A 24,416-nucleotide genomic window follows, 5' to 3' on the forward strand; every position below is an offset into this window, starting at 1 on the left:
ACGGCGGGTCATTGGGTGAGGGTGACCACGGCTTTGCCGCGGATGCCGCCCGTCGCAAGGGACTGCAGCGCCTGTGGGGTCTGGGCGAAGTCGAAGACCTTACCCACGATCGGGCGCAGCACGCCGTCGTCGACCAGAGCGCTGATCTGGCTCAGCTGGTCGCCGCTGGCGCGCATGAAGAGGAACTCGTAGCTCACGCCGAGCTTCTTCGCCTGTCTGCGGATCTTGCTGCTGAGTCCGGTGATCGCCAGGCGCAGGACAGGGCTCAGGCCGGCCTTGCGTGCGAACGCCGGGTCCGGGGGCCGGAAATCCCGATCGCTTTCCCGCCGGGCTTCAGGATGCGCAGCGACTTCTCGAGGTTCTCCCCGCCGAGGCTGTCGAGCACGAGATCGTATCCGGCGAGGAGCTGCTCGAAGTCCTGGGTGCGATAGTCGATCACGGTGTCCGCGCCGAGATCACGCACGAAGTCGGCGTTGGGACCGCTCACGGTGGTTGCAACGGTCGCGCCGAGATGCTTGGCAAGCTGAATCGCGATCGACCCGACCCCGCCAGCGCCGGCGTGAATGAGAACCCTTTGTCCCGGCTGCACGTTACCCTGCTCGACGAGGGCCTGCCACGCCGTGAGCGCCACGAGCGGCAGCGAGCCGGCCTCCTCCATGCTGGCCGTTGCGGGCTTCAGCGCCAGGTCTCCCTCGGCGACGGCGATTCGCTCGGCGAACGTGCCGATGCGGTCTTTGTCGGGGCGGGCGTAGACCTCGTCACTGGGCTTGAACCCTTGCACCTTTGCCCCGACGCGGATGACAGTGCCGGCGACGTCGTTACCGAGGATCAGCCGCAGCTTGTAGGGAAGGATCTGCTTGAACTCACCCAGCCGGATCTTCTCGTCCAGCTGGTTGAGGCCCGCTGCTTGGACCTGCACGAGCACGTCGCGGTCGCCGACGATCGGCTCAGCGACGTCCGCTTCGCGCAACGGCTCCTTGTACTTGGTGACGACGAACGCTCGCATGGCGTCGTGCTCCTTCTGGTAGTCATGTCCGTCTCCCGAGACGTGCCCTCTTGATAAGTGAGTGTAATCAATTATGACTACACTCAATAAAATGTCAAGGGCGGTCGCCAGGCCAGGCCGCAGGAGGAGCTTTCGGGCAGCCAAGCGGCGCTTCTGCGCAGCAGGGATCTGTGGCCGTGCGAGCGGTAGGACCGTGCATCGTTGGCCGAGCGCGTCGTAAACGACTTATTCGTCGTCGGCTTGTCCGCCCCCGTGAGACTTGAAGCAGGGCCAACGGGTGTAGCTGAGATGTATGCCTGATATCAGTTAAGCGGGAAGACGAGCAGAGACCCGGTGGCGGTAGCGACCAGTTTGCCGCTGGCGTCGGTGACGGTGGCGTCTGCGAAGGCAACGCGGCTGCCGGCCTTCGATACAACGCCTATGCAAGTCAACGGGCCGCTGCCGGCTCGGATTGAGCGAAGGTAGTTCACTTTGATTTCTATGGAGGTGTAGCCGACGCCCTTAGGAAGGGTGGTCTGTACGGCGCAGCCCAGGGCCGAATCGAGCAGGGCGCACACCAGCCCGCCGTGAACTGCGCCGATCGGGTTCATATGCCGCCTACCTGCGGTTACGCCTGGCCCTCTCGGTCGATCTGCAGATAGCTGAGTCCGCTTACATCGAGCCAGTAGCTTGTTGGAGTTTCCACGAGGCGCAGGAGGACGCCGTCGCATGATTTGCAGCGCACAACGATTCCGGGGGCATCGGTGTAGACAACGGCCTCACCGAAAGCCCGGACGGCGCCGCAGTGCTTGCATCGTCCGATCGCTGCGATGATGTCGATGCGGAACAATTCCCATAGCGGCCCCGCCGCCGCGTTTCCGTCCAGGTGAGAAATCGGATTGCCTGCGATTCCGCTGATGTCCTGATCCTCGAGGCGCGGGTCCTCAGCGCCCGGAGAAGCGGAGCCATTGTTGCCGGTCACCGGGTTCCTCCCGTTCCGCCGAAGCGTTCGGTTTTGATGGAGGCGGCCGGATAGCCCGCCTCCACAAGCCATTCCGAGACCGTTTCGACAAATAATGTCTGACCACAGATGAAGGTGTCGGGGGTGGCGTCCGGCGGCTGGATGTTCGCCAGCAGTGTTTCTGCCGTGAGCCGTCTCGGGGCAGTTGGCCAGCCCTGTGGCACGATGCGCGTGTAGACGTAGTCGACAGTGAGCTTGGGGGATCGCTGACTCAGCGTGAGCAACTCCTCCCGATAGAACCCAGCCTGGGGTGATTTGAGTGAGTACAGCAGCCTGAAGGGTGAGGGATTCTCGGACGCCTCATGCGCCCGGATCATGGACATGAGGGGCACGACCCCGGACCCTCCGGCGATCAGCTGAACCGGGTTCGTGTCCGTCGGCCGCCAAACGAACCAGCCGCCTACTGGTCCACGGACCTCCAGCTGGTCACCGACGGCCAGGTCCCTGACCAGATAGGGGGAGACCTCCCCGTTGACCAATTCATCAACGGTGATTTCAATGATTTCGTCCATGCTGGCCGTCGCCACGGAGTAGGAGCGCACCGCCGTGTAGCCGTCGTCGGCCGTAAGCCGAATATCGATGTGCTGGCCCGCGAGATTGCCCATCAAGCCGTCCACGCGTAGCCCGATGGTCCTGGAAGTTTCCGTCTCCGGAACGGCGCTGACGACGTCGGCAACGCGCCACAGCGTGCTCATGGCGCCAGACTCATGAGTACCGCTCTTCACGCCAGGGGTCGCCGTGGATGTGGTACCCGTTGGATTCCCAGAAGCCGGGAAGATCGTCCTGTGTCAGCTCGATGCCGTTAATCCACTTGGCGCTTTTCCAAAAGTACAGATGCGGCACGAGGAGCCGGGCAGGTCCGCCGTGGGCTCGCTCCAATGGCTCGCCGTCGAATTCCCACGCCACCCACGCCCGGCCGTCCAAAAGGTCCTCCAACGCTATGTTGGTGGTGTAGCCGCCGTAGGAGTGGGCCGTGCTGAACTCGCAGCTTGTTTCAACGTCCTCGAACAAGGTGTCCAAGGATACCCCGCGCCACGACGTGCCCAGTTTGGACCAGCTCGTCACGCAGTGGATGTCGGTCCGTATTTCAACTTGGGGTAACGCCATAAACGCATCCCATGACCAAGTGTGGCGCCGCCCGTCCTCAGCCGTAATAAAAAATTCCCAGTCCTCGGTGGGGATAGCCGGCGCGGGCCCCGCAGTCAGCACGGGAAAGCTTCCCGTCTCGTATTGGCCCGGGGGTAACGCTGGATTACCGGAATGCCGTCTTCCATGAAAACCAGACGAGATGATGCCCATCATGTACCTCCGACGCCGAGCTCCGCCCCATCGACCGCACTCGGTTCCCCAACCATATGGCAACCGCCGGACCGGGTCTAGACATTCACCCTGGCGCGGACCGGTCGCGTGCTTATGGCCGCCGCGGTTGCGAAGGAGCTCGGCGTGGTGGACATCGACGGAAGTTCGCCGCCGGCGCTGACACTTCCGGACATCCAGGACGCTTGGTAGTTTGCACGCCGGAAGGTTTCCTCGGCTTCCCCGCACGAAATACCATCAAACAGCTGAACCTGTACCCTGCGGGCGGTGGACACCAAACAACGGCAACACCACCTGGTCCACTACGGCCACCAGGAAGTCATCGTCGATCGGGCCGGAACCGAAGATGAAGCGTTGCCGCAACAGGGCGGGACCGGCCTCGATTCTGAAGTCGGTCACGAGGTCCGGATCGCATTCGCCCCGGTCGACCGCGTTGGCAAGGATTTCGTGCATCATCCTGCTGGCGTTCCCGCGCGCGAATTCACGGACCTCGGCGGCAACGTCGGGGTTCTGCAAGGCCTCACCCAGCACTCCACGCATGGCCTGTCCCACTATCCCTTCCAGTAGCCGAGCCCCTTGCCGCATGACGGTCAGGGTATCCAGGCGCAGGCTGCCGGTATTAGGGACGGTGTCGGGGCCAGGCATCGCCTCGTAGGCGGCGTCCAGCACCAAGGCGGCGCGGCCTGGCCAGCGACGGTAGAGCGAGGCTTTGCTGGCATGCGCACGTTCGGCCACGCGGTCCATGGTGAGGGCGGAGTACCCGGATTCGGCGATCTCGGCCAAAACGGCATCGAAGATCGCCCTGCTCAGCACCTCACCGCGGCGGCGCGGCAGCTTCCGGTGGTCCGGACCCGGCACAGCCGTCACGCCGATGGCTCCGCAACAGCAACAGTAACCCGGCCGCGGGTGCCGTCCACATGAACCAGCTGGCCGCCCAGCAAGACACTGGTGCCCGACCCGGTGCCCATGACGGCGGGGATCCCGTATTCCCGCGCGACGATGGCGGCATGGGAAGCAATCCCGCCCGCGTCCACCACGACGGCGGCTGCGCGCTGGAACAGTGGCGTCCAGGAGGGGTTGGTATAGGGGCAGACAAGGATCTCGCCGCTGCGGAGCAATCCGAATTCGTCCGGTCCGCGAATAATCCTTACCATTCCGGTGGCCTGGCCACGGCTGGCTGGCATGCCGGAAACCAGGCCGCCCGGTCTCCGGTGTCCGTTTGCGAACAGCGCGGCCATATCCAGCAACGGAATACCGTCCAGTTCCCGGCGTTTCGCGGCCCTGGCCAACACCAGGCGGCGGTAGCGTTCCCGCTCTGCGGCCGGCAGCGCGCCGCCGTCGTCCATTCCCGCCAGTTCTTCAAAACGCAGGTGATTCACATCGGCCGGGTTCGCCAGCACCCCGGCCTCGTACAGCCTCCGGCCAAGTTCCGCCAGCGCGCGACGCAGTGGCGGCAGCACCATCGTGGCGTAGAAGTGGCTGTCCTCGCGGAAGGCCATCCCGGCCTTGGCGGCGTCGACGGCGGACAGCACGTGCCGGCGCAGTGCCGTGATTCGCAGGGCAGGATGGCGCCTCAGTTCCGTAAGTGCTTGGCCGGTTTGGTCTGCGGCCGGTCGCCGCTCGCCCATCATCGATGTAATCAGCCCGAGAACCACTTCGGGGGCATCGGACCAGGTTGGTGAACTGCTCATCACCACGCTGACGGTTTCGCGGTGCCCGTATTCGGCAAGGAATGCCTGGAAACGTGCGTGGAACTCCTTGAATTCCGGGCGGTGCTCCAAGCGGGAGAGCAGTTCGCCCGGTGCCAGCTCGGTGAATGCCCGAGTCAGTTCGCCATGGGACCGGACACGATCGGCCAGGTTCTCCAGCGCGCGGTTCGCTTGGCTGGTCCGGGTTTCCGCGCCCGCAATGAGTGCCGGGGCAAGGCGCGTCTTGCCCAGCAGCATGAGCATCAGGCGCAGCTTCAGCTGGGGAAGAAAGGCTCCCGGCAGGTATGAAATCCGCAGCTCGGTGATTCCTCGCATTGTGGCGTATGCGTCCTCCGCAAGCCCAACGACCCCTTGCCAGGATAAGGACTGGGGATCCTGCCCTGCGAGCCGCCGGACGTTCTCCAGGAACGTGGCGAACCTGCTGTCCTGGGTCCACCGCGCAGGATTGAACCGGCGGGCACGGCGTGCCACGGAAACCGGCGCGCCGAGGGTGCGCACCGTGGGGCGAGGCACGGGCGGAACCAGCCGGGTCACCACACCGTCTTCCTCCGGCAGCAGCTCCTTCACCGACGGGAAGATGACCCCGACGCTTCCTGCCATGCCGTGGAGCATGGCCAGGATTCCACGTTGCATCCAGCCCGACACGTCCAGCGGATAGGGACGTTCCTGGAACATCTCCACGAAGAACGGGCCCATGAACCGCTGGAAGGGGTTGAGGCGCATTGGCTGCGGCGGCAGGGCCGTCATCGGCCGCGCCTGAAGCACGTAGAGGCGCCCGCCGGCGATGGCCCATTCCATATCCTGCGGCCGGCCGAAATGCTCCTGGGCCCGCAGAGCCAGCCCCGCCAGTTCTGCCAACTGCTCTTCGCCGAGGACATTCCGCCGGCTGCCCGTTCCGGCGCTCTCCTCCGTGCCCCCGCCGGCAATGGCACGGATGACAACCTCGTGCGCGCCGGGCGTAAACGATCGTGTCCGGCCGGTGCTGTCCAGCACATAGTGATCCGGGGTGACGCGTCCGGAAACCACAGCCTCTCCCAGGCCGGGGCTGGCATCGACCACAATTTCGCCCCGTTCGCCCGTCACCGGGTTCGCGCTGAACATCACGCCGGCGGTTTCCGCCGGCACCATGTCCTGAACGACGACGGCGATCGCGACCTGATGCGGGTCGATCCCCTGGCGCCGTCGGTAGGTGATGGCACGGTCCGTCCATAACGAGGCCCAACACTCCACCACGGCCCGGATCACCGCCTGCTCGCCGACAATGTTCAGGAATGTGTCCTGTTGCCCGGCAAACGCGGCACCCGGAAGGTCTTCGGCCGTGGCGCTGGAACGCACGGCCACCGGTCCGCCGCCCAAGGCTGCGTAGGCCGCAGCGATGTCCGCGGAGACACGCGGCGGAATTTGCCCTTCGGTAAACAGCGCCCGGATCCGTACTCCGGGGTTTTCGGTTTCCAGCAGCCTGTCCAGCTCGGGGCCCAGGCCGGTTTCCGCCAGCAGGGTAGCGTAGGCCGCGGTGGTGACGAGGAAGCCCGCAGGGACCGGAAACCCGTGGCGCAGGAGTTCGCCGAGGTTCGCGCCCTTCCCGCCGGCCGACGCCAGGTCCGCGGCGCCGAAGTCGGCGAGCGCACCTGTGAATTTCTCAGTCATCCGAGTCTCCTTGGGGACGAGGGTTGGGGTGGGAGATGCCCTGTCCGGAGTCGGAATGCGCCATCGTGCGCAGTTCCCGTTCCGGGAGGCAAAGAGTCAGCACGAACGCAATCGCAAGCACGACCGCCGCGTAGCCGAATGCAGGCGGGAGCGCCTGACCGAAGGCCGCGGCTACGGCGGAGCGGTCCGCCGCCGGCAGTTCAGCGAGCATTTTCGGCGTGAGCGAATTGATCCTGTCGCCGAGTTCGGCTGTCAGTCCTGCGGGGACCGCATCGGCGAAGCGCACGGTGATGAGCGAACCCAGCACTGCGACGCCCACGGAACTGCCGACTTGCCGCAGGAAGATTACGGTGGAGGTGGCGGCACCGAGATTGCGCAGTTCCACAGAGTTCTGCACCACAAGCACCATGACCTGCATGATGAGGCCGATCCCAAGCCCGAGCAGCAGCATGGCCACCAGGACCAGCAAGAGGCTGCTCGTCGAATCCAATGTGCTGAACAGCCACATCCCGGGCACCGCCAGCAGCGTCCCGGTGACCGGATACTGCTTATAGCGCCCGCTGCGCGTAATCAGCAGCCCCGAGGCGGCCATTGTCAGCAGAATGCTGGTTACCAGGGCAATCAGCATGGCCCCGGATGCTGTGGCAGACAGACCCATCCCCACCTGGAGGAAGGCTGGCAGATAGCTGACGGCCGCGAACATGGCGAACCCGAGGAGGAAGCTGATGGCGGTCGGAATGGTGAAGGCCGGGTCGCGAAACAAAGACAGCGGGACGATCGGATCGGACACCAAGCGCGCCGTCAGGACCCAGCCAGCCACCGATGCCGCTGCCACCGCCGCGAGGACCGGAACCAGCCAGGGGGGTGCGGCATAATTTCCAACGCTGCACAGCAGGATGATCGCCACGGTGGTCAGGCCCAGCAGTGCCGCGCCTCCGTAATCGATGCGCCGGCCCCGCGGTGGCGCCGGCAGGTGCAGGCCCCGCGAAACCACGGCGAGGGCCGTGAGCCCCACCGGCACGTAGCCGTAGAAGATCCACCTCCAGGAGAGGCTGTCAACCACCGCCCCGCCGGCCAAGGGACCGACGACGGCCGCCGCAATGTAGGCCACTCCGATTATGCCGAGGAACCGCCCGCGCTCCCGCGGGCTGACGAGTTCACCAATGATGGCCTGGGCTCCGATCATCAGACCGCCCCCGCCAATCCCCTGCACGGCCCGGAAAACGATGAGTTGGGGCACCGACTGCGCCAGTCCACACAGGACGGCGCCGACGACGAACAAAATCAGCGAAGCCTGCAGGACGAGCTTACGGCCGAAGGCGTCCCCAAGCTTTCCTGTGAGGGGCATGGCCGCCGTCGCTGCAACCAGGTACGCGGTAAGGATGGTGGGCATCTGGTCCCAACCACGCAGGTCACCGGCCACAGTCGGCAAGGCAGCAGCCATGACCGTTTGGTCGAGAGCCCCGAGAAACATCACCAGCAGGATCCCCGGAAATGCCGCACGGATGGCCGTCGGCACTGCGATGCTTCGGCGCTGCTTGCTGCCCATTGAAGGGTCCCCGAGGTAGAGAACTGCTAGTTCTCTACAAGCTACGCCGCTGCGCCAGAGCTCGCAAGGGTTGCATCTCTCGACCCGCCGGGCGTTCGCCGTTAGGGTGGCAGGCAGTGATGTCGATTTCGGGCCGTCCCGAACGACGTACGGGTAGTGGCGGCATCCGGTCGCCGTTCACGTGAAGGAGCACACCATGGGAATACTCTCCGTCGATCTGTTCATCACCCTCGACGGCGTGTACCAGGCGCCGGGCGGCCCCGACGAAGACCGTGAGGGCGGCTTCGAGTTCGGCGGCTGGCAGGGGGCGTATTTCGACGACGAGACGGGCGAGGCGATCGGTGCCGGAATCAACCGCATGGACGCATTGCTGCTCGGACGCAAAACCTACGACATCTTCGCGGGTTTCTGGCCCACCCGGGGCGACGACGACCCGATCGCGGTGACGTTCAATGCACTGCCGAAGTTCGTCGTGTCGCGCTCGCTGACCGAGCCGGCATGGGAGGGCACCACCGCGCTGTCGGATGTCGCAGACGTGGCCGCGCTGAAGGACCGGTTCGACGACATTCACGTCATCGGCAGCGGCAACCTCGCACGGTCGCTGCTCGAGGCCGACCTCGTCGACCGGCTGAACCTCTTCCTCTACCCGCTCACGTTCGGATCGGGCAAGCGGCTGTTCGCCGACGGCACCGGCGTGCCGGCGGCGTTCCGCTTCGCGCAGCCGCCGCAGGCGTTCCCGAAGGGTGCAGTCTCGCTCGCATACGAGCGCGCGGGCGCGCCTATCACGGGCGTCGACATCAGCCAAGGGTAGCGGCGAGTTCACACGTGTGCTGGTAACTATTCTCAGCGGATCCCGCTATCAACAATCAGCGTGATGTGGACTGGATTGTTCGAGACAACCACGGCCTCGGAAGCCGTCGAGGCGTAGGCGCCGACATTGGTCGCCTTAATAACGTAACGGCCGTCGGGCAGCGTCAGGCTGAAAGCACCTGCCGTGTCCGTGTGCGTTGAGCCTCGGACGCTGTCACCCTCCAGGGCAACGACCGCCGCCTTTGATACGGGGCGTGGCGGACACTCCTTGCCAACCTGTTCGACCGGACAGACCGGTGCCGTCAGGACATAACCCGTGACCTGCCCTGAATGGCCGGTCACCTGCCCGGATTCGTAGGTGCACCCGCACAGCAGGAGGGTAGCCGCGGTCAGCAAAGCCAATCCGAAGTGCGCCACCATCACTCACCAACCATCCGAACATTTGATGCTGATACCGCGTTCTCACCGGGGGAGCGCCCTCCTGCGGCTCAACGCTTTGTGTACTACACCGAGTATCTACGCTTCATGAGCCTTCCTGTAGGTCACGGGTGAAGATGATCTTTACCTTTCCCAGCAGCAGTCGTTGAAGTATCGAGAGGGCAGTTCCTGACCCTGACCCTGGATGGTGTTTCCCAGGGTCCTGGATCCCCAGATGAGGACACCAGCGGCGGCTTCAATAAGGGGGTTGGTTCGATGAATGGACTCCCAAAGTACGTTGCCTCCTGCAGCTTGAAGACAGCGGATTGGGCTCCGACGACGATCCTGTCGGAAGACATAGCTGCGCAAGTCTCTGAACTAAAGCAGGGGCCGGGCCGGGAGTTACAGATTCAAGGCAGTGCTACCTTGGCCCAGCCGCTTTTGGCCGCAGGGCTGATCGACGAGTTGCGCCTTGTGATCGCGCCGGTCGTGTTGGGTAATGGCCAGCGACTCTTTCCTGAGGGAGGCGCCCCGGCTGGGCTGCAGCTGCTCCGTAATGAGACGACGTCGGGCGGCTTGGCAGTTCACGTATATGAGTCGGCTGGCCTTCCCAAATACGGAATATACGAGCCCGACGCATAGATCCCGGAGGTCTTACTGCTGCCACGATCATCGCTCCACGATTCGGCTTTGGCAGACGGGCCTCCAAAGCATTTGCCGTCAGTTCGCAGCCCCGGGCGTGCATGACCTCGGCGCCGGGCTGTATGTTTCGTTTTACTCTTAGCGGTGGATGTTGAAGAAAGCCTTGGGATCCTCAGAGCCCAGGAGGTCGCGGTGGAAGCGGATGGCGTCGACCGGTGTGGTGTCTACGAAGAGGACAGCCACCGAAAGGGAATGCACCACGGTGTATCTGGTGCTCCCTTCCAGCCAGGACGTCAGCCCGGTGTAGTCCTCAACGACCAGTCCGTTTCCCAAGAGGCCGCGTTGAGCGAGCAGCTCTTCGACCGAGTGCCATTCCCAGTCCATGAGCTCGTTGATCGCTGCTTCCACCGTTGGAACGCTCATATCTCGATGGTGGCACCGGCCTCTGACAATAAGGGGTACCCGAAGCGGTGTGTCGTGACCCGCGAAGACCCGCGTCAGCAATAGGAATCGCGGGGCGGCGCTTTGTCCTGAGTCACCGCGGCCCTCTTGAACGTCTGATCGCTCCGGGGATAGCATTCCGGCACGGGCGTCGTCGATGCCGCACCTATACAGCATCGGGTAGGTCAGGGACTTGGGTGCGGCGTGATTGTACCCGGACGGGAACCGGCTGTCCCTGGCTGAGGTGCCCAGCGGACATTGACGTCAATCAGATCGGGGAGCCGGCCATGGGCGAGACAACTGCAGAGGCGTCAGCTGACCTGATGGTCGACCTGATCATATCCCTGGACGGGTATGCCTCGGCCGAGGGATGGCCCGGCTGGTGGGGTCTGGAAGGGCCGGAGTACCTTGCCTGGCTCGAGCAGGAGGGGGAGAAGGGCTACACCTTCCTTCTTGGAGCGAACACGTATCGGCTGATGTCCAGCATGTCAGAAGAGGCCGCGGCCGAGAGCTCGGGATTCTCCGAGGACGAGGGGGCAAGCTTGACCGGCCTAGCCACTGTTCCGAAGGTCGTCTTTTCCTCCACGCTGCAGGCGCCCCTCACGTGGCCGAACTCGGAGCTTGTCACCGGGGACGCGGTCGAGGCCGTGAGGGAGATGAAACGGACCGGGACCGGGGCCTTGAGCACCCTCGGGAGCCTCAGCCTCTGCCGGTCGTTGCTGACCGCTGGCCTCGTAGACAGGTTCCGGCTAGTCGTCTTCCCAGTGATCACGGGCCGCACCGGGCGCGAGCGGATCTACGACGGTTATCCGGACGTGGCCCTCGAGATGGTGGACAGCAGGACCTTTGACGGTCGGCTGCAGCTGCTCGAGTACGTTCCCACCGTGCTCACCGGTCCGCCGGGAAGCCGTCCTATCTGACTCAATCCGTACGAATCCCTCGATATGTGGCCTGGAGTGGAATCAAGAAGCCGATGGAACCCCTCGTGATGTTGTCCAGACCGTCCGGGGGATCAATTTGCACGACAGTGATTAGCGATTAGAAGCGAACACGAGACAGGAGAACACGGACATGTCTGAGCACGGCAGCGAAAGCGAGAACCCGGTAATTCCCGCTCCGACTCTAAAGCCGAGTAGGCCCAGGACCAATCAGGACTGGTGGCCCAATCAGCTCAACCTGCAGGTGCTGCATCAGCACTCGCCCCAGGCCAACCCCATGGAGGAGGACTTCGACTACGCCGAGGAGTTCAAGACCCTCGACCTCGAGGCGTTGAAGCAGGACCTCATCGAGGTGATGACGACGTCGCAGGACTGGTGGCCGGCAGACTACGGCCACTATGGTCCGCTTTTCATTCGGATGTCCTGGCACGCCGCCGGCACCTACCGCATCGAGGATGGCCGGGGCGGTGGCGGTAGCGGCGCGCAACGCTTCGCTCCGCTCAACAGCTGGCCGGACAATGCCAGCCTCGACAAGGCTCGCCGACTGCTCTGGCCGATCAAGCAGAAGTACGGCCGGAAGATCTCTATGGCCGATCTGATCGTCTATGCGGGCAACGTCGCCATGGAATCGATGGGGTTTAAGACATTCGGCTTCGGCTTCGGGCGGGCGGACATCTGGGAACCAGAGCAGATCTTCTGGGGCCCCGAGGACACATGGCTGGGGGATGAGCGCTACAGCGCGCCTGGAGACTTCGAGAGTCCGCTGGCTGCCGTGCAGATGGGCCTCATCTATGTGAACCCCGAAGGGCCTCAAGGCAATCCCGATCCGCTGGCCGCCGCCCACGACATCCGCGAGACTTTCCGCCGGATGGCGATGAACGATGAGGAGACGGTCGCGCTCATTGCAGGTGGCCACACGTTCGGCAAGACCCATGGCGCCGTCAGCGTGGAGAACCTCGGTCCGGAGCCCGAGGCCGCACCCCTCGAGCAGTTGGGCTTTGGGTGGAAGAACGCCGCTGGCACAGGCAACGGCCAGTACACGCTCACGAGCGGGCTCGAAGGCGCGTGGACCAAGGAGCCGATCAAGTGGGACAACGGCTTCTACGAGAACCTGTTCGAGTACGACTGGGAGCTGACCGAGAGCCCCGCCGGGGCCAAGCAGTTCAAGCCCACGAATCCCGAGGCCCAAGGCACGGTTCCCGATGCCCACGACCCGTCGAAGCGGCACGCGCCCATGATGCTGACCACGGACTTGGCCCTGAGGCAGGATCCGATCTACGGGCCGATCTCGAAGCGCTTCTATGAGCATCCTGAGGAACTCGCTGAAGCGTTCGCCAAGGCCTGGTACAAGCTGTTGCACCGCGACATGGGACCGGTGACCCGCTACCTCGGCCCCTGGGTCCCGGAACCGCAGCTCTGGCAGGATCCCGTTCCCGCCGTCGACCATGAGTTGATCGGTGAGGATGACATCGCGGCCCTCAAGGCCAGGATCCTCGCCTCTGGGCTGTCCGTCTCCCGCCTGGTGTCCACGGCGTGGGCATCGGCGTCGAGCTTCCGCGGCACCGACAAGCGTGGCGGGGCAAACGGGGCGCGCATTCGTCTGGCACCGCAGAAGGATTGGGAGGTCAATGAGCCTGCCGAACTGGCCAAGGCGCTGCAGACCCTTGAGCAGGTCCAGCAGGACTTCAACGGCTCCCTGTCAGGCGGGAAGAAGGTCTCCCTTGCCGACGTTATCGTCTTGGGCGGGTGCGCGGCCGTCGAGCAGGCGGCAAGGAACGCCGGTGTCGAGGTCTCTGTCCCGTTCGCACCGGGCCGAACGGATGCGTCCCAGGAGCAGACGGATGTCGAGTCCTTCTCCATGCTTGAACCGAAAGCGGACGGTTTCCGGAACTACATTCGCGCCGGGCAGTCCCTGCCGCCCGAGACTCTGTTGGTGGACCGTGCCTTCATGCTGAATTTGACCGCACCCGAGATGGCGGTCCTCGTCGGCGGGATGCGGGTCCTGAAAGCCAGCTCCGGGCAGTCGGACCACGGCGTCTTCACCGACCGGCCCGAGGCGCTCACCAACGACTTCTTCGTGAACCTGCTCGACATGAGCACCGAGTGGAAAGCATCCGCCGCCGAGGAAAACGTCTATGAGGGTCGCGACAGAACCAATGGCGAGCCCAAGTGGACGGCGACAGCGGCAGATCTCGTCTTCGGGGCGAACTCGCAGCTGCGCGCCATCGCGGAGGTCTACGCCTGCCACGACGCGAAGGAGAAGTTCGCCCGTGACTTTATCCAGGCATGGGACAAGGTCATGAGCCTCGACCGGTTCGACCTGGCGTCCGCCTGAACTCGCCCACTATTTAACTGGCCTCAACTGACGTTTCGTCAGTTGAGGCGAATGGGCCCCATGGTGTGGGCCAGAAATGCTGTTCAGTTCGCGGCCGGCAGTGCGTCCGGGATGCGGGGCTTGGTGTCTCCTGTGAAGGTGAACTTGGCGTCGTCTCCTTCGCCGTCGACGTCGACCACGACGATGTCGCCGGAGTGCAGCTCACCGACAAGGATCTTCTCGGAGAGCTGGTTTTCGATTTCGCGCTGGATGGTGCGGCGCAGCGGGCGGGCACCCATGGCGGGATCGTAGCCGCGGGTAGCCAGCAGAATCTTGGCCGCCGTGGTGAGTTCGACGCTCATGCCCTTGTCCGCCAGGCGCTTCGCCAGGCGGCCGATCATCAGGTTCACGATCTGGATGATCTCGTCCTGAGTCAGCTGGGGGAAGACGATGACGTCGTCAACGCGGTTGAGGAACTCGGGCCGGAGCTGTTGCTTGAGCTCTTCGGTGACCCGGGCACGCATCCGGTGGTAGCTGGTTGTGGTATCCGTTCCGGACTGGAAGCCGGTGGCAACGCTCTTGGAGATGTCCCGGGTGCCGAGGTTGGTGGTCATGATGATCACCGTGTTCTTGAAGTCCACCACGCGGCCCTGGGCGTCGGTCAGGCGGCCGTCTTCAAGGATCTGCAGCAGCGAGTTGAAGAGGTCCGCGTGGGCCTTCTCCACTTCGTCGAACAGCACCACGGAGAACGGACGGCGGCGGACCTTCTCGGTGAGCTGCCCGCCCTCTTCGTAGCCGACGTAGCCCGGAGGGGCACCGAAGAGCCGCGAAACCGTGTGCTTCTCGGAGTACTCGGACATGTCCAGCGTGATCAGGGTGTCCTCGTCACCGAACAGGAACTCGGCGAGGGCCTTGGCCAGCTCGGTCTTGCCGACGCCGGTAGGGCCGGCGAAGATGAACGAACCACCGGGACGCTTCGGGTCCTTCAGGCCTGCACGGGTGCGGCGGATGACCTGTGACAGCGCCCGAATGGCCTCGTCCTGGCCGACAACGCGCTTATGGAGCTCGTCTTCCATCTTCAGCAGCCGCAAGGACTCCTCCTCGGTGAGCTTGAAGACGGGGATGCCCGTGGCGTTCGCAAGCACTTCCGCGATCAGCTCCTCGTCCACCTCGGACATGTCATCCATGCGGCGCGCCTTCCAGCTGCGCTCCTTCTCGGCGCGTTCGGCAATGAGCTTCTGCTCCTTATCACGAAGCAAGGCGGCACCCTCGAAGTTCTGCGCGTTGAAGGCGGATTCCTTCTCCGTCTTCACTTCGGCGATGCGCGCGTCCATGGCCTTCAGCTCCGGCGGAGCGGTCATCCGGCGGATACGCAGCCGGGCGCCGGCTTCGTCGATGAGGTCGATCGCCTTGTCCGGCAGGAAGCGGTCCGAAATGTAACGCTCGGAAAGGTTCGCAGCGGCGGCCAGCGCGCCGTCGGTGATGGTGACGCGGTGGTGAGCCTCGTAGCGGTCACGCAATCCCTTCAGGATCTCGATGGTATGGGCCACGGCGGGTTCCTGAACCTGGATGGGCTGGAAGCGGCGCTCGAGGGCGGCGTCCTTCTCGATGTGCTTGCGGTACTCATCCAGCGTGGTGGCACCGACGGTCTGGAGCTCACCGCGGGCCAGCAGCGGTTTCAGGATGGAAGCCGCATCGATCGCACCTTCAGCCGCACCCGCACCGACCAGAGTGTGGATCTCGTCGATGAACAGGATGATGTCCCCGCGGGTGCGGATCTCCTTGAGGACTTTCTTCAGCCGCTCTTCGAAGTCGCCGCGGTACCGGGAGCCGGCAACGACTGATCCCAGATCCAAGGTGTAGATCTGCTTGTCCTTGAGGGTCTCCGGGACATCTCCGCGGACGATCGCCTGGGCCAGACCTTCGACGATGGCGGTCTTGCCGACGCCGGGCTCACCGATCAGCACAGGGTTGTTCTTAGTGCGGCGGGAAAGGACCTGCAAGACACGTTCAATTTCCAGCTGGCGGCCGATCACCGGATCGAGCTTGTTCTCCCGGGCGGCCTGCGTCAGGTTCCGGCCGAACTGGTCCAGCACCGCCGAACCGGCGGGTGTGCCTTCCTGACCGGGACCGACGCCCGCCCCGGCGGCTTCCCTGCCTTCGTGGCCGGAAAGCAGCTGGATGACCTGCTGGCGGACCCGGGCGAGATCTGCACCCAGCTTGATGAGCACCTGGGCGGCAACGCCCCCACCCTCACGGACGAGGCCGAGCAGGATGTGCTCGGTGCCGATGTAGCTGTGGCCCAGCTGCAGGGCCTCACGGAGTGCGAGCTCCAGCACCTTCTTCGCGCGCGGCGTGAAGGGGATGTGGCCGGAAGGGGCCTGCTGGCCCTGGCCGATGATCTCCTGCACCTGCTCGCGCACAGCATCAAGCGAAATGCCTAAGGACTCAAGCGCCCTTGCAGCAACGCCCTCACCCTCCTGTATCAGCCCCAGGAGGATGTGTTCGCTGCCGATGTAATTATGGTTCAGCAGGCGTGCCTCCTCCTGGGCAAGCACAACTGCTCGACGGGCACGGTCCGTAAATCGCTCAAACATTTCGCCACACTCCCTGGCTGCCCCTACCTTGATGCTACGTCCGGCGCGGCCCCGCGTGGAGGTGTGTTCGCCGAGAGGGCACTAAATTAAGGTGGCAGAGCCGTTCATACCGCGAAGTTTGGTCTAGCGGACCGCCCGATAGCGCACGTGCGTCACTAGGCGCGTACCGCCTACTTCCGTCGGTTCAATGGCGAGGTTTTTGACGCCGTCCAGAAGCCGTTCACCCGCCCCGAGGAGGATCGGTGCGATGTGGAGGCGCAACTCGTCGATCAGCCCGGCAGAAAGGTATTGGCGGACAGTCTGTGCGCCTCCGGCTATGGCGACGTCCTTGCCGGCTGCGGCTTCCCGCGCCTTGGCCAGTGCCGACTCGATCCCGTCGCTCACGAAATTAAACGTTGTGCCGCCCTGCATCTCCACGGGAGGGCGCGGATGATGCGTGAGAACAAACACGGGGGCGTGGTAGGGCGGTTCGACACCCCACCAGCCGCGCCAGTCCTCGTCCCACGCACCTGGCCCGGGGCCGGCGAACATGTTGCGGCCCATGATGTAGGCGCCCGACGAGAGGATGCCCTCGATCGCGGCGGCGTTGGCCTCGGGTTCTTCGAACATCCACCGGTGCAGGTCTTCTCCGCCCTCGCCCAATGGGTTTGCAGGGCTCTGATTCGGGCCGGCGAGGTATCCGTCGAGGGATATTGTGAGATCGCATGTGACGCTGTTCATGAGTTCCTTCTGCGGCGGCAGTTGAGAGCATTGGTCAATAGCGCCACCCTAACGGGAATCGACGGCGGCTGGAAGGTGCACTCTGTGGCTCCCGTCCCACACCTGATGAACCGGCACGGACGCCGCATCCCGACCGGACGGCGACCCTGTCCCGCTCCCGTTGGTTGTCACTACACTGGGACGCATGACCGAGCACGAACCGGCTCCGAATAGGTCCGCGGCGGCTCCAGACGGCGGTGCGGGCCTCCCTGAGAACGCGGCCGGTACCTCATCCCCGGTCGAGGACGGCAGCGCCCCGCGCCTGGCTGATCCGGACGCCGTCGACACGTCCCTGCGCAGTCCGGCACAGCGGTCCCGCACCTTCGCCGGGATCCTGGTGAACACCGCCCTCGCCAACATCACGACGAGTTACCTGTGGTTCGCACTGACGTTCTGGGTATACCTGGAGACGCGAAACGTGATCGCCACTGGGGTAATCGGCGGAGCGTACATGCTGTTGATCGCCCTTTCCAGCATTAGCTTCGGCACGTTCGTGGACCGCTACCGCAAGCTGGCAGTGATGCGCTTCGCCGCGGGCTTCACCCTGGTGATGTTCATGCTCTCGGGAATCATGTTTCTGCTGACACCCAACGCCCGGCTCCTGGACCTGACACAGCCATGGTTCTGGATCTTCGCCCTGATCATCCTGATCGGGGCGGTGGTGGAGAACATGCGCAACGTTGCCCTTTCCACCACAGTCACCATCCTCATCGACCCCGATCGGCGCGCCAACGCCAACGGAATGGTGGGCATGGTGCAGGGGCTGGCGTTCATCGTCACCTCGGTGCTCTCCGGCCTGTCGGTCGGGCTGCTGGGTATGGGCTGGACTGTCGTCGTCGCCGTGGTGCTCACGGCGCTGGCCTTCGTGCACCTGCTCACTCTGCGCATGCCCGAGGAAGTGCGGGTCGCCGCCACGGACGCTCACGGTGCATTCGACCTGCGCGGTTCCCTTGCCGCCGTGGTGGCCATCGCCGGACTGTTCGCGCTGATCCTGTTCTCGACATTCAACAACTTCATCGGCGGCGTCTACATGGCGCTGATGGATCCCTATGGCCTGGAGATGTTCCCCGTGGAGCTGTGGGGAGCCGTCTTCGCGCTGGGGTCCACGGGGTTCATCGTGGGCGGAGCGCTGATCGGCAAGTTCGGGCTTGGGGCCAACCCGTTGCGCAGCATGCTTCTCGCGGTGATCGTGATGGGGTTCCTCGGTGCTGTGTTTACGGTGCGGGAATGGGCATGGCTGTACATCGCCGGCATCTGGTTGTACCTGGTCCTGATACCTGTCGTGGAGGCCGCCGAGCAGACGGTCATCCAGCAGGTAGTGCCGCTGCACCGGCAGGGCCGGGTGTTCGGATTCGCCATGGCGTTCGAGTCTGCGGCAGCACCGATCACCGCGTTCCTCATCGCACCGATCGCCCAGTTCTGGATCATCCCGTACGCGCGGTCTTCCGAGGGCGCCGCCGAGTTGGCCCCGCTGCTGGGCGAGGGCATCTCCCGCGGCATCGCCCTGGTGTTCCTGATCGCCGGGATCATCATGATCGTGGCCGCGCTGCTGGCCTTCCTGACCCCGGTTTACCGCCGCGTTTCGGCCTCGTACACGGAGGCGGCTGCCAAGGTGCAGGGAACGCCGAACACCGCCTCCTCGTCCTCTGGCTGAGTGCACGATGTGTTGGGAATGTCCGGCCGCGCGATTAACAACATGATCTTGGCATCCTCCGCGACGCGATCCCGGGTCGGGGCGGCTAGGTCACCTGATTCGGGTCGGCGGTGGACGTGGCATATTCCGGGCGCCCAGCAGGCCGATACGTCTGGATGGTTATACCCCGCGAAGTGCTCCGCGAGCTGACCAGGTCGAGAGCGGTGTCAGGGCCGGAATCGGGGAACAGCCGGGTACCCTGGCCGACTATGACGGGATAGGTGAGCAGGTCGATCTGGTCGACCAGGTCGTTGGCGAGCAGCCATCGGACGAGGGCGCCGCTGCCGGGCACCAGCAGTTCGCCGTCTTGATGTGTCTTCAGATCACGGACAGCTGCGGCGACGTCGCCGGTCAGGACGGTCGTACCTGCCCACTTCGGGTCGGTGAGGCTGGTCGATGCCACGTACTTGGGCCGGCTGTTCAGCGCGGCGGCGATCGGGTTCGTGCTCGGGTCGGTCATCGCACCCCAATAGCCGGCGAAGATCTCGTACGTCCGCCGACCGAACAGGAACGCGGCCGCGCCACCGTAGATCTGGTTGAGATAGTCGCCGGTTTCGGTGTCGAGAAGCGGTATGGCCCATCCGCCGCGGTCGAAGCCGCCGCTGCGGTCTTCGTCCGGTCCGCCCAACCCCTGCATCACGCCGTCCACTGAGACGTTGGTCGTGGTCGTCAACCTCATGTCGTGATCACCTCGCCGAACAACAGCCGCATACCCCTTCTGGATCTGCGCTACTTGCTTCAGACAAGCACACTTGCTCCTTTGATGCGAGGAATCTCAGTGATGCCCAGTAACACCAAGCTCTCCCGCATGCTCGATGCCGGAGCAAACCTGACTGTCGACGGCGCGCTCGCCACCGAGCTGGAGGCGCACGGCTGCGATCTGCAGGACCCGTTGTGGTCGGCAAAAGTCCTTCTGGAACAGCCGGAGCTCGTCAGGCGCGTACATCGCGATTACTTCCGCGCCGGAGCCACTGTCGCCATCACGGCGAGTTATGAGGCCACACCCTCGGGATTTGCGCGGCGTGGCATCGGCGCCGAAGAGGCCTTGGAACGGGTGGCCTTGAGTGTGCGCCTGGCTGACGAGGCGCGCCGCGAGTATCTGGCCGAACATCCGGATGCGGGCCCCCTGCTGATTGCAGGATCGGTCGGTCCCTACGGCGCGTACCTTGGGGACGGATCGGAGTACCGAGGCGACTACGTCCTCAGCCGAAAGAGTTTTCTGAGTTCCACCGGCCTCGAATAGCAGCATTGCTGGAGGCCGGAGCGGATTTTCTTGCCTGTGAGACGCTGCCTTCATTGCCGGAGGCCGAGGCCTTGTTGGCTCTCGTGGGAGAGTTCGACGTCGAAGCCTGGCTCTCCTTCACGTTGCGGGATGGTGGGCACATCAGCGACGGTACGCCGCTGGCGCGGGTGGCAGCGCTCTGTGGAGCGTAGCCGCTCGCGGTGGCGATCGGAGTGAACTGTGTGCCGCTGGAGCTGGTTTCCCCGTCCCTGGACGCCTTGGGCAAAGCCACCGATTTGCCCCTGATCGCATATCCGAATTCGGGCGAAAGCTATGACGCAGTCACGAAAACGTGGGGGCCCGCCAGGGCAGGGGACATCCCCGCAGGTCACGTTAGTAAACAGCCCATCAGCCTTGCGGAGGGAGCGCCTATCTGGCGTGAACTTGGTGCCCGGCTCGTTGGCGGGTGCTGTCGAACAACACCACAGGATATTCTCTCCGTGGCCATGCTGTCGGAAAACCCCTGACCCGAAGGTGCCGTGCCTTCGGGCCGGACACCTCGCTTACGCGCTACTCCAACGCCCCGAAATGTGGAACAGAATCGCAGCCTTCGAACTAATCGGAGGGGGCAGCTTCAAGCCGTTCCGCGATTTTGGCCTGTTCCGCCAGGTCAGATGCCCAAGGTCGCTTTCCGCGGTGGAACCTCATGCCCTCGGGCAGCCCCTGGATAGTCGCGCTGGAACCCGAGATGTCGATGGTGATCCTGCTGTTTGCCATGGGGGCGTTGGTGATGTGCAGGTCGCCGTAGGATTCGGGGAGGACTGGATCCATCCAGAGGCCCCCGCGGGCAACGTCGGCATAGTAGCCCATCAGGCTTTTCACCAGCTGGATTGGGGTGGTGGCGGCCCAGGCCTGCGGTGAGCACGCCGTGGGGTAGGGGATGGGTTCGTCGAAGTGCTCACGGCTGAAGCCGCAGAACAGTTCGGGCAGCCGCCCTTCCGAATACTCGGCCGCCTCAAACAGGGCCGTGGTGATCCGTTGCGCTTCCGCTACGAAGCCGTAGCGCAGCAAGCCTGCCTGGATGATCGCATTGTCATGGGGCCAGACGGACCCGTTGTGGTAGCTCGCGGGGTTGTAGGCGCCCATGTTGCTTGCCAAGGTTCGCACGCCCCAGCCGCTGAACATCTCCGGGGACATCAGCCGTTCGACCACCAGCGGGGCTTTGTCCTCATCGATGATGCCAAATAAGAGGCACTGCCCCATGTTGGAGGCGCAGGCGTCGACTGGCCGCTTCTTGCCGTCCAGGGCGACGGCATAGTAGCCCCGGTCGGGCAGCCAGAACTGTTCGTTGAACTGCTTCTTCAGCTGCGCTCCGCGGTCCCGGTACTCGGCTGCCAGGCCCAGGTCACCGGCGTCATAGGCTATCCAGGAGCGGGCCAGATACGCGCTGTAGACGTAGGCCTGCACCTCACAGAGCGCGATCGGCGGCTCGGCCAGGGTTCCGTCAGCGAAGTTGATGCCGTCCCAGGAGTCCTTCCAGCCCTGGTTGATCAGCCCGCGGTCGTTGAGGCGCTGATACTCCACGAACCCGTCGCCGTCCTTGTCGCCGTAGTTCCGGATCCAGTCGAGCGCCCGGTCCACATGGGGCATCAGGGCGGCGATGGTCTCGGTCGCGAATCCCCAGCGGCTGACTTCGCCGAACAGGGCTACGAACAGCGGGGTGGCGTCGACGCTGCCGTAGTAGGCGGACTTGCCGCCCAGCGCCAGTCCACTGGAGACGTCGAGTCTGACCTCGTGCAGGATCTTGCCCGGTTCCTCCTCGCTCATCACATCCACGACGCTTCCCTGGCGGTCGGCGAGCGTCTGGATCGTGCCGAAGGCCAGGGACGGATCCACCGGCAGCGCCATCAGGGACGCCAACAGCGAGTCCCGTCCGAACAGCGCCATGAACCATGGTGCGCCGGCAGCCACGACGATCCTGTCCGGGTGGTTGGGGTCCTCGATGCGAAGAGCGCCAAGGTCATCGTAGCTGCGCCGAAGTGTCCGCTCGACGGAGTGGTTGCCCATACGCAACACCGGGATCTTGGACACCCACTCCTGCCGGCGCAGGTCGCGCGGCGACGTTTCGCCCTCGTTGGGACGAAGGAACGGCGTCACCACGCCCGTGCCGTCGACGGTAGGTGCCACACTCACGGTGGCGCTCCATTGCCCGTGCGCCGGGATAACGGCGTGGTACGTCAGGGCCCCCGGTGCGACGTCGGCGCCGCTGGCTGACACGACGACGCCCTTCCGGACGTCCTGCCATGCGGCCCGGATCGTCAGTGATTCACCGTCGGCTTCGCGGGACTCGTCCCAGCCCCGCTGGATGCGTGCCTCCTTCACCTCGAAGAGGTCCGCGAAGTCCACCTCGACTTTAAGGGAAACCGTGCATTCGGCAGGGGCCTGTGAGTGGTTCCAGACGGTGATCTGCTCCAGGATTCCTGCACCTACCTCACGGAGGCGTTCAACGATCAGCGGGCTGTCCGCGTATCCGTCCGAGCGGGGTACGCGGCAGACAAAGAGGGCACGATAGGGCTCCTTCGTCTTGGCGGCCAGCGGCTCCAAGGGTTCACCATCAACGGTCAGATTCCAGCGGGACAGGATCCGGGTGTCCTCATAGAAAACCCCGTGCGGGTACTCAGGATGGATATCACCGTTTGCCGAGGAGATGCAAAAGCATGAACCCTCCACCAATGTGACCGTCCCTGCGCCCAGCGGCCCGGCAGCAGTGTCAGCATTCCATCCAGCCATCCCGACTCCTTCAAAGGACTGACCTCAACGGCTTTCACCGGACGGCGCCGCGTGGAGCCTTGCCACCCGCCGATTCCCTGCCCAAACGACGCTACGCCTGCATGCCAATTGATGCCAGACCCCGCGTTGAGTCGTAATTAACCTCCGCGAAGGGGGATACGTTGCCTCATTAATAATCCTCCGGTTGGGTCGGCGGTTGCCGGGTGTGCGGATGCGGGTTACGCCGGGTGGATGGGATTGACGAGGGCTGAGCGTAAGGCCGTGACGAAGCAGCCGGCGAGGTCCTACCGGGCCGGTGACAGGATCCGGAAGGGAAGGATCCTGGACGAGGTCGTTGAGCTGACCGGCTGGCACCGGGACCATGCCCGGGCTGTGCTGCGGCATGCCCTTGACCCGCCCAAGCCCAGGCGGGTGAGGCCCGGCCGGGCACCGGTGTATGGCGCGGATCTGCAGCCCGCTCTGGTGTTCTGCTGGGCGGTACTGCGGGCCCCAGCCGGAAAGCTGCTGGCAGCGGTGATGCCCGAACTCGTTCCGGTGCTGCGGGAAGAAAAGGCCCTGGACATCACGGACGCCCAAGCAGAGCTGCTGCGGCAGATGAGCGCGGCGACGATCGACAGGCGCCTGGCGGGAGAACGGGCCAAACTGCTGCCGCGCGGGCGGTCCCACACCAAACCCGGATCGCTGCTGAAGTCCCAGAGTCCGATCCGGACCTGGGCGCAGTGGGATGATGCCGTGCCCGGCTTCGTGGAGATCGACCTGGTCGGCCACGAAGGTGCCAACAGCTCCGGGCAGTTCTGCTTCACGCTCACGGTCACGGACATCGCCACGGGCTGGACGGTGAACAGGTCCGTGCCCAACAAGGCGGAGAAGCATGTCTTCGCCGCCCTGCAGCATGTCATCTCCGTCTTCCCGTTCCCGATAGTCGGCATCGATTCGGACAACGGAGGAGAGTTCATCAATAACGAGCTTTTCGACTTCTGCCAGGAACACCGGATCACTTTCACCCGCTCATGCCCCTACAACAAGAACGACGGGGCGCACGTCGAGCAGAAAAACTGGTCCAGGGTCCGCGAACTGGTCGGCTGCCTGCGTTACGACACCGCTGCTGAGCTGGAGCTGCTGAACCAAATCTGGGAGCTGGACCGCGCCTTCACGAACTACCTGCTTCCACAGCAAAAGCTCGTATCCAAGACCCGTCATGGGGCCAAGGTGACAAAGGTCCATGACGCGCCGGCCACCCCGCACCACCGCGCAGCCGCCGACCCCCGTACCGACCGAAAGACTGCAATCCACATGAACACCGAATACCGAAAAATCAGACCAGCGGCCCTGTCCCGGCAGATCCTATCCCTCACCGGCCGGCTCGAAACCCTCGCCACCGCCAAGCAACCTGCACCCATCAAACCGCCGGTCAACGAGGACTGGAACCGCCGACCCAACCGGAGGTTTTCCAATGACGCAACGTATGCCCCTTCGCGGAGGTATTGACATGAGGCAACAGGGACCCCTTCGGGCAACTCTGCATTGGAGTGCCGTCAGGGCTGATTTCTGCACCTCGGCCATAG

Annotated in this window: 19 protein-coding genes and 2 pseudogenes; 7 read left to right on the forward strand and 14 right to left on the reverse strand. The window is 64.3% G+C overall.

The window, feature by feature from the left end; genetic code table 11:
• Window positions 1-8: 8 nt before the first annotated feature.
• The 8 genes and pseudogenes from J7E80_RS16115 to J7E80_RS16150 all read right to left on the reverse strand — a co-directional run bounded on the left by J7E80_RS16115 (window position 9) and on the right by J7E80_RS16150 (window position 8,228).
• Window positions 9-1,006 (reverse strand): annotated as a pseudogene (locus tag J7E80_RS16115) (NADP-dependent oxidoreductase).
• Window positions 1,007-1,308: 302 nt separating this feature from the next.
• Window positions 1,309-1,716, reverse strand: coding sequence for a PaaI family thioesterase (locus tag J7E80_RS16120; RefSeq protein WP_215053248.1), 408 nt, complete (start codon window positions 1,714-1,716; stop codon window positions 1,309-1,311).
• Window positions 1,614-1,967, reverse strand: a complete 354-nt coding sequence (locus J7E80_RS23905; RefSeq protein ID WP_311380856.1) for a DUF6510 family protein — start codon at window positions 1,965-1,967, stop codon at window positions 1,614-1,616. The genes J7E80_RS16120 and J7E80_RS23905 overlap by 103 nt, the downstream gene beginning before the upstream one ends.
• Window positions 1,964-2,701: an FAD-binding oxidoreductase gene (locus J7E80_RS16130; RefSeq protein ID WP_215053249.1), complete on the reverse strand. Its 738-nt coding sequence runs from the start codon at window positions 2,699-2,701 to the stop codon at window positions 1,964-1,966. Before J7E80_RS16130 ends, J7E80_RS23905 begins: the two co-directional genes overlap by 4 nt.
• Before the next feature lie 10 nt (window positions 2,702-2,711).
• Window positions 2,712-3,305 carry a sulfite oxidase-like oxidoreductase gene (locus J7E80_RS16135; RefSeq protein ID WP_215053288.1) on the reverse strand — a complete coding sequence of 198 codons (594 nt, stop codon included), beginning with the start codon at window positions 3,303-3,305 and terminating at the stop codon, window positions 2,712-2,714.
• 255 nt (window positions 3,306-3,560) lie between these two features.
• Window positions 3,561-4,190, reverse strand: coding sequence for a TetR/AcrR family transcriptional regulator (locus J7E80_RS16140; protein WP_215053250.1), 630 nt, complete (start codon window positions 4,188-4,190; stop codon window positions 3,561-3,563).
• Entirely contained in the window at window positions 4,187-6,679 is a 2,493-nt protein-coding gene (locus J7E80_RS16145) for a PEP/pyruvate-binding domain-containing protein (protein WP_215053251.1), read from the reverse strand. Before J7E80_RS16145 ends, J7E80_RS16140 begins: the two co-directional genes overlap by 4 nt.
• Window positions 6,672-8,228, reverse strand: a complete 1,557-nt coding sequence (locus J7E80_RS16150) for an MFS transporter (protein ID WP_215053252.1) — start codon at window positions 8,226-8,228, stop codon at window positions 6,672-6,674. Before J7E80_RS16150 ends, J7E80_RS16145 begins: the two co-directional genes overlap by 8 nt.
• A 196-nt stretch (window positions 8,229-8,424) precedes the next feature.
• On the opposite strand from J7E80_RS16150, the gene J7E80_RS16155 reads away from it, so the two are divergent.
• Window positions 8,425-9,039 (forward strand): dihydrofolate reductase family protein, encoded by a 615-nt coding sequence (locus J7E80_RS16155; RefSeq protein WP_215053253.1) that lies wholly within the window; start codon window positions 8,425-8,427, stop codon window positions 9,037-9,039.
• Window positions 9,040-9,071: 32 nt separating this feature from the next.
• Here J7E80_RS16155 and J7E80_RS16160 read toward each other — a convergent pair whose 3' ends face one another.
• Window positions 9,072-9,458: a carboxypeptidase-like regulatory domain-containing protein gene (locus J7E80_RS16160; RefSeq protein ID WP_251036986.1), complete on the reverse strand. Its 387-nt coding sequence runs from the start codon at window positions 9,456-9,458 to the stop codon at window positions 9,072-9,074.
• Window positions 9,459-9,731: 273 nt separating this feature from the next.
• On the opposite strand from J7E80_RS16160, the gene J7E80_RS16165 reads away from it, so the two are divergent.
• The gene (locus J7E80_RS16165) at window positions 9,732-10,097 is read left to right on the forward strand and encodes a dihydrofolate reductase family protein (RefSeq protein WP_215053255.1); all 366 of its coding nucleotides are present in this window, start codon (window positions 9,732-9,734) and stop codon (window positions 10,095-10,097) included.
• Between the two features lie 138 nt (window positions 10,098-10,235).
• Here the strand turns inward: J7E80_RS16165 and J7E80_RS16170 are convergent, their stop codons facing one another.
• Window positions 10,236-10,520: a hypothetical protein gene (locus J7E80_RS16170; protein WP_215053256.1), complete on the reverse strand. Its 285-nt coding sequence runs from the start codon at window positions 10,518-10,520 to the stop codon at window positions 10,236-10,238.
• A 305-nt stretch (window positions 10,521-10,825) separates the two neighbouring features.
• On the opposite strand from J7E80_RS16170, the gene J7E80_RS16175 reads away from it, so the two are divergent.
• Together J7E80_RS16175 and katG are read left to right on the forward strand one after the other, a co-directional pair.
• Complete coding sequence (locus J7E80_RS16175) at window positions 10,826-11,458, forward strand: dihydrofolate reductase family protein (RefSeq protein WP_215053257.1); 633 nt, start codon at window positions 10,826-10,828, stop codon at window positions 11,456-11,458.
• A 151-nt stretch (window positions 11,459-11,609) separates the two neighbouring features.
• On the forward strand, window positions 11,610-13,811 hold the full coding sequence (katG, locus tag J7E80_RS16180; protein ID WP_215053258.1) for a catalase/peroxidase HPI: 2,202 nt from the start codon (window positions 11,610-11,612) through the stop codon (window positions 13,809-13,811).
• 83 nt (window positions 13,812-13,894) lie between these two features.
• On the opposite strand, the gene J7E80_RS16185 is transcribed toward katG, so the two are convergent.
• Together J7E80_RS16185 and J7E80_RS16190 are read right to left on the reverse strand one after the other, a co-directional pair.
• Window positions 13,895-16,387 (reverse strand): ATP-dependent Clp protease ATP-binding subunit, encoded by a 2,493-nt coding sequence (locus J7E80_RS16185; RefSeq protein WP_215053259.1) that lies wholly within the window; start codon window positions 16,385-16,387, stop codon window positions 13,895-13,897.
• Window positions 16,388-16,510: 123 nt separating this feature from the next.
• Window positions 16,511-17,107 (reverse strand): dihydrofolate reductase family protein, encoded by a 597-nt coding sequence (locus J7E80_RS16190; protein ID WP_215053260.1) that lies wholly within the window; start codon window positions 17,105-17,107, stop codon window positions 16,511-16,513.
• 184 nt (window positions 17,108-17,291) lie between these two features.
• Between J7E80_RS16190 and J7E80_RS16195 the strand changes: the two genes are divergently transcribed.
• Entirely contained in the window at window positions 17,292-18,800 is a 1,509-nt protein-coding gene (locus tag J7E80_RS16195; protein WP_251036979.1) for an MFS transporter, read from the forward strand.
• 85 nt (window positions 18,801-18,885) lie between these two features.
• Here the strand turns inward: J7E80_RS16195 and J7E80_RS16200 are convergent, their stop codons facing one another.
• On the reverse strand, window positions 18,886-19,518 hold the full coding sequence (locus J7E80_RS16200) for a dihydrofolate reductase family protein (RefSeq protein ID WP_215053261.1): 633 nt from the start codon (window positions 19,516-19,518) through the stop codon (window positions 18,886-18,888).
• 102 nt (window positions 19,519-19,620) lie between these two features.
• Between J7E80_RS16200 and mmuM the strand changes: the two are divergent.
• Window positions 19,621-20,588: pseudogene (mmuM, locus tag J7E80_RS16205) on the forward strand (homocysteine S-methyltransferase).
• A gap of 88 nt (window positions 20,589-20,676) precedes the next feature.
• On the opposite strand, the gene J7E80_RS16210 reads toward mmuM, so the two are convergent.
• Window positions 20,677-22,851 (reverse strand): glycogen debranching N-terminal domain-containing protein, encoded by a 2,175-nt coding sequence (locus J7E80_RS16210; protein ID WP_215053262.1) that lies wholly within the window; start codon window positions 22,849-22,851, stop codon window positions 20,677-20,679.
• A gap of 261 nt (window positions 22,852-23,112) precedes the next feature.
• Between J7E80_RS16210 and J7E80_RS16215 the strand changes: the two genes are divergently transcribed.
• Window positions 23,113-24,339, forward strand: coding sequence for a transposase family protein (locus tag J7E80_RS16215; RefSeq protein ID WP_311380857.1), 1,227 nt, complete (start codon window positions 23,113-23,115; stop codon window positions 24,337-24,339).
• Window positions 24,340-24,416 lie beyond the last annotated feature (77 nt).

Source organism: Arthrobacter sp. ISL-28, assembly GCF_018613875.1.
Taxonomy (GTDB): Bacteria; Actinomycetota; Actinomycetes; order Actinomycetales; family Micrococcaceae; genus Arthrobacter.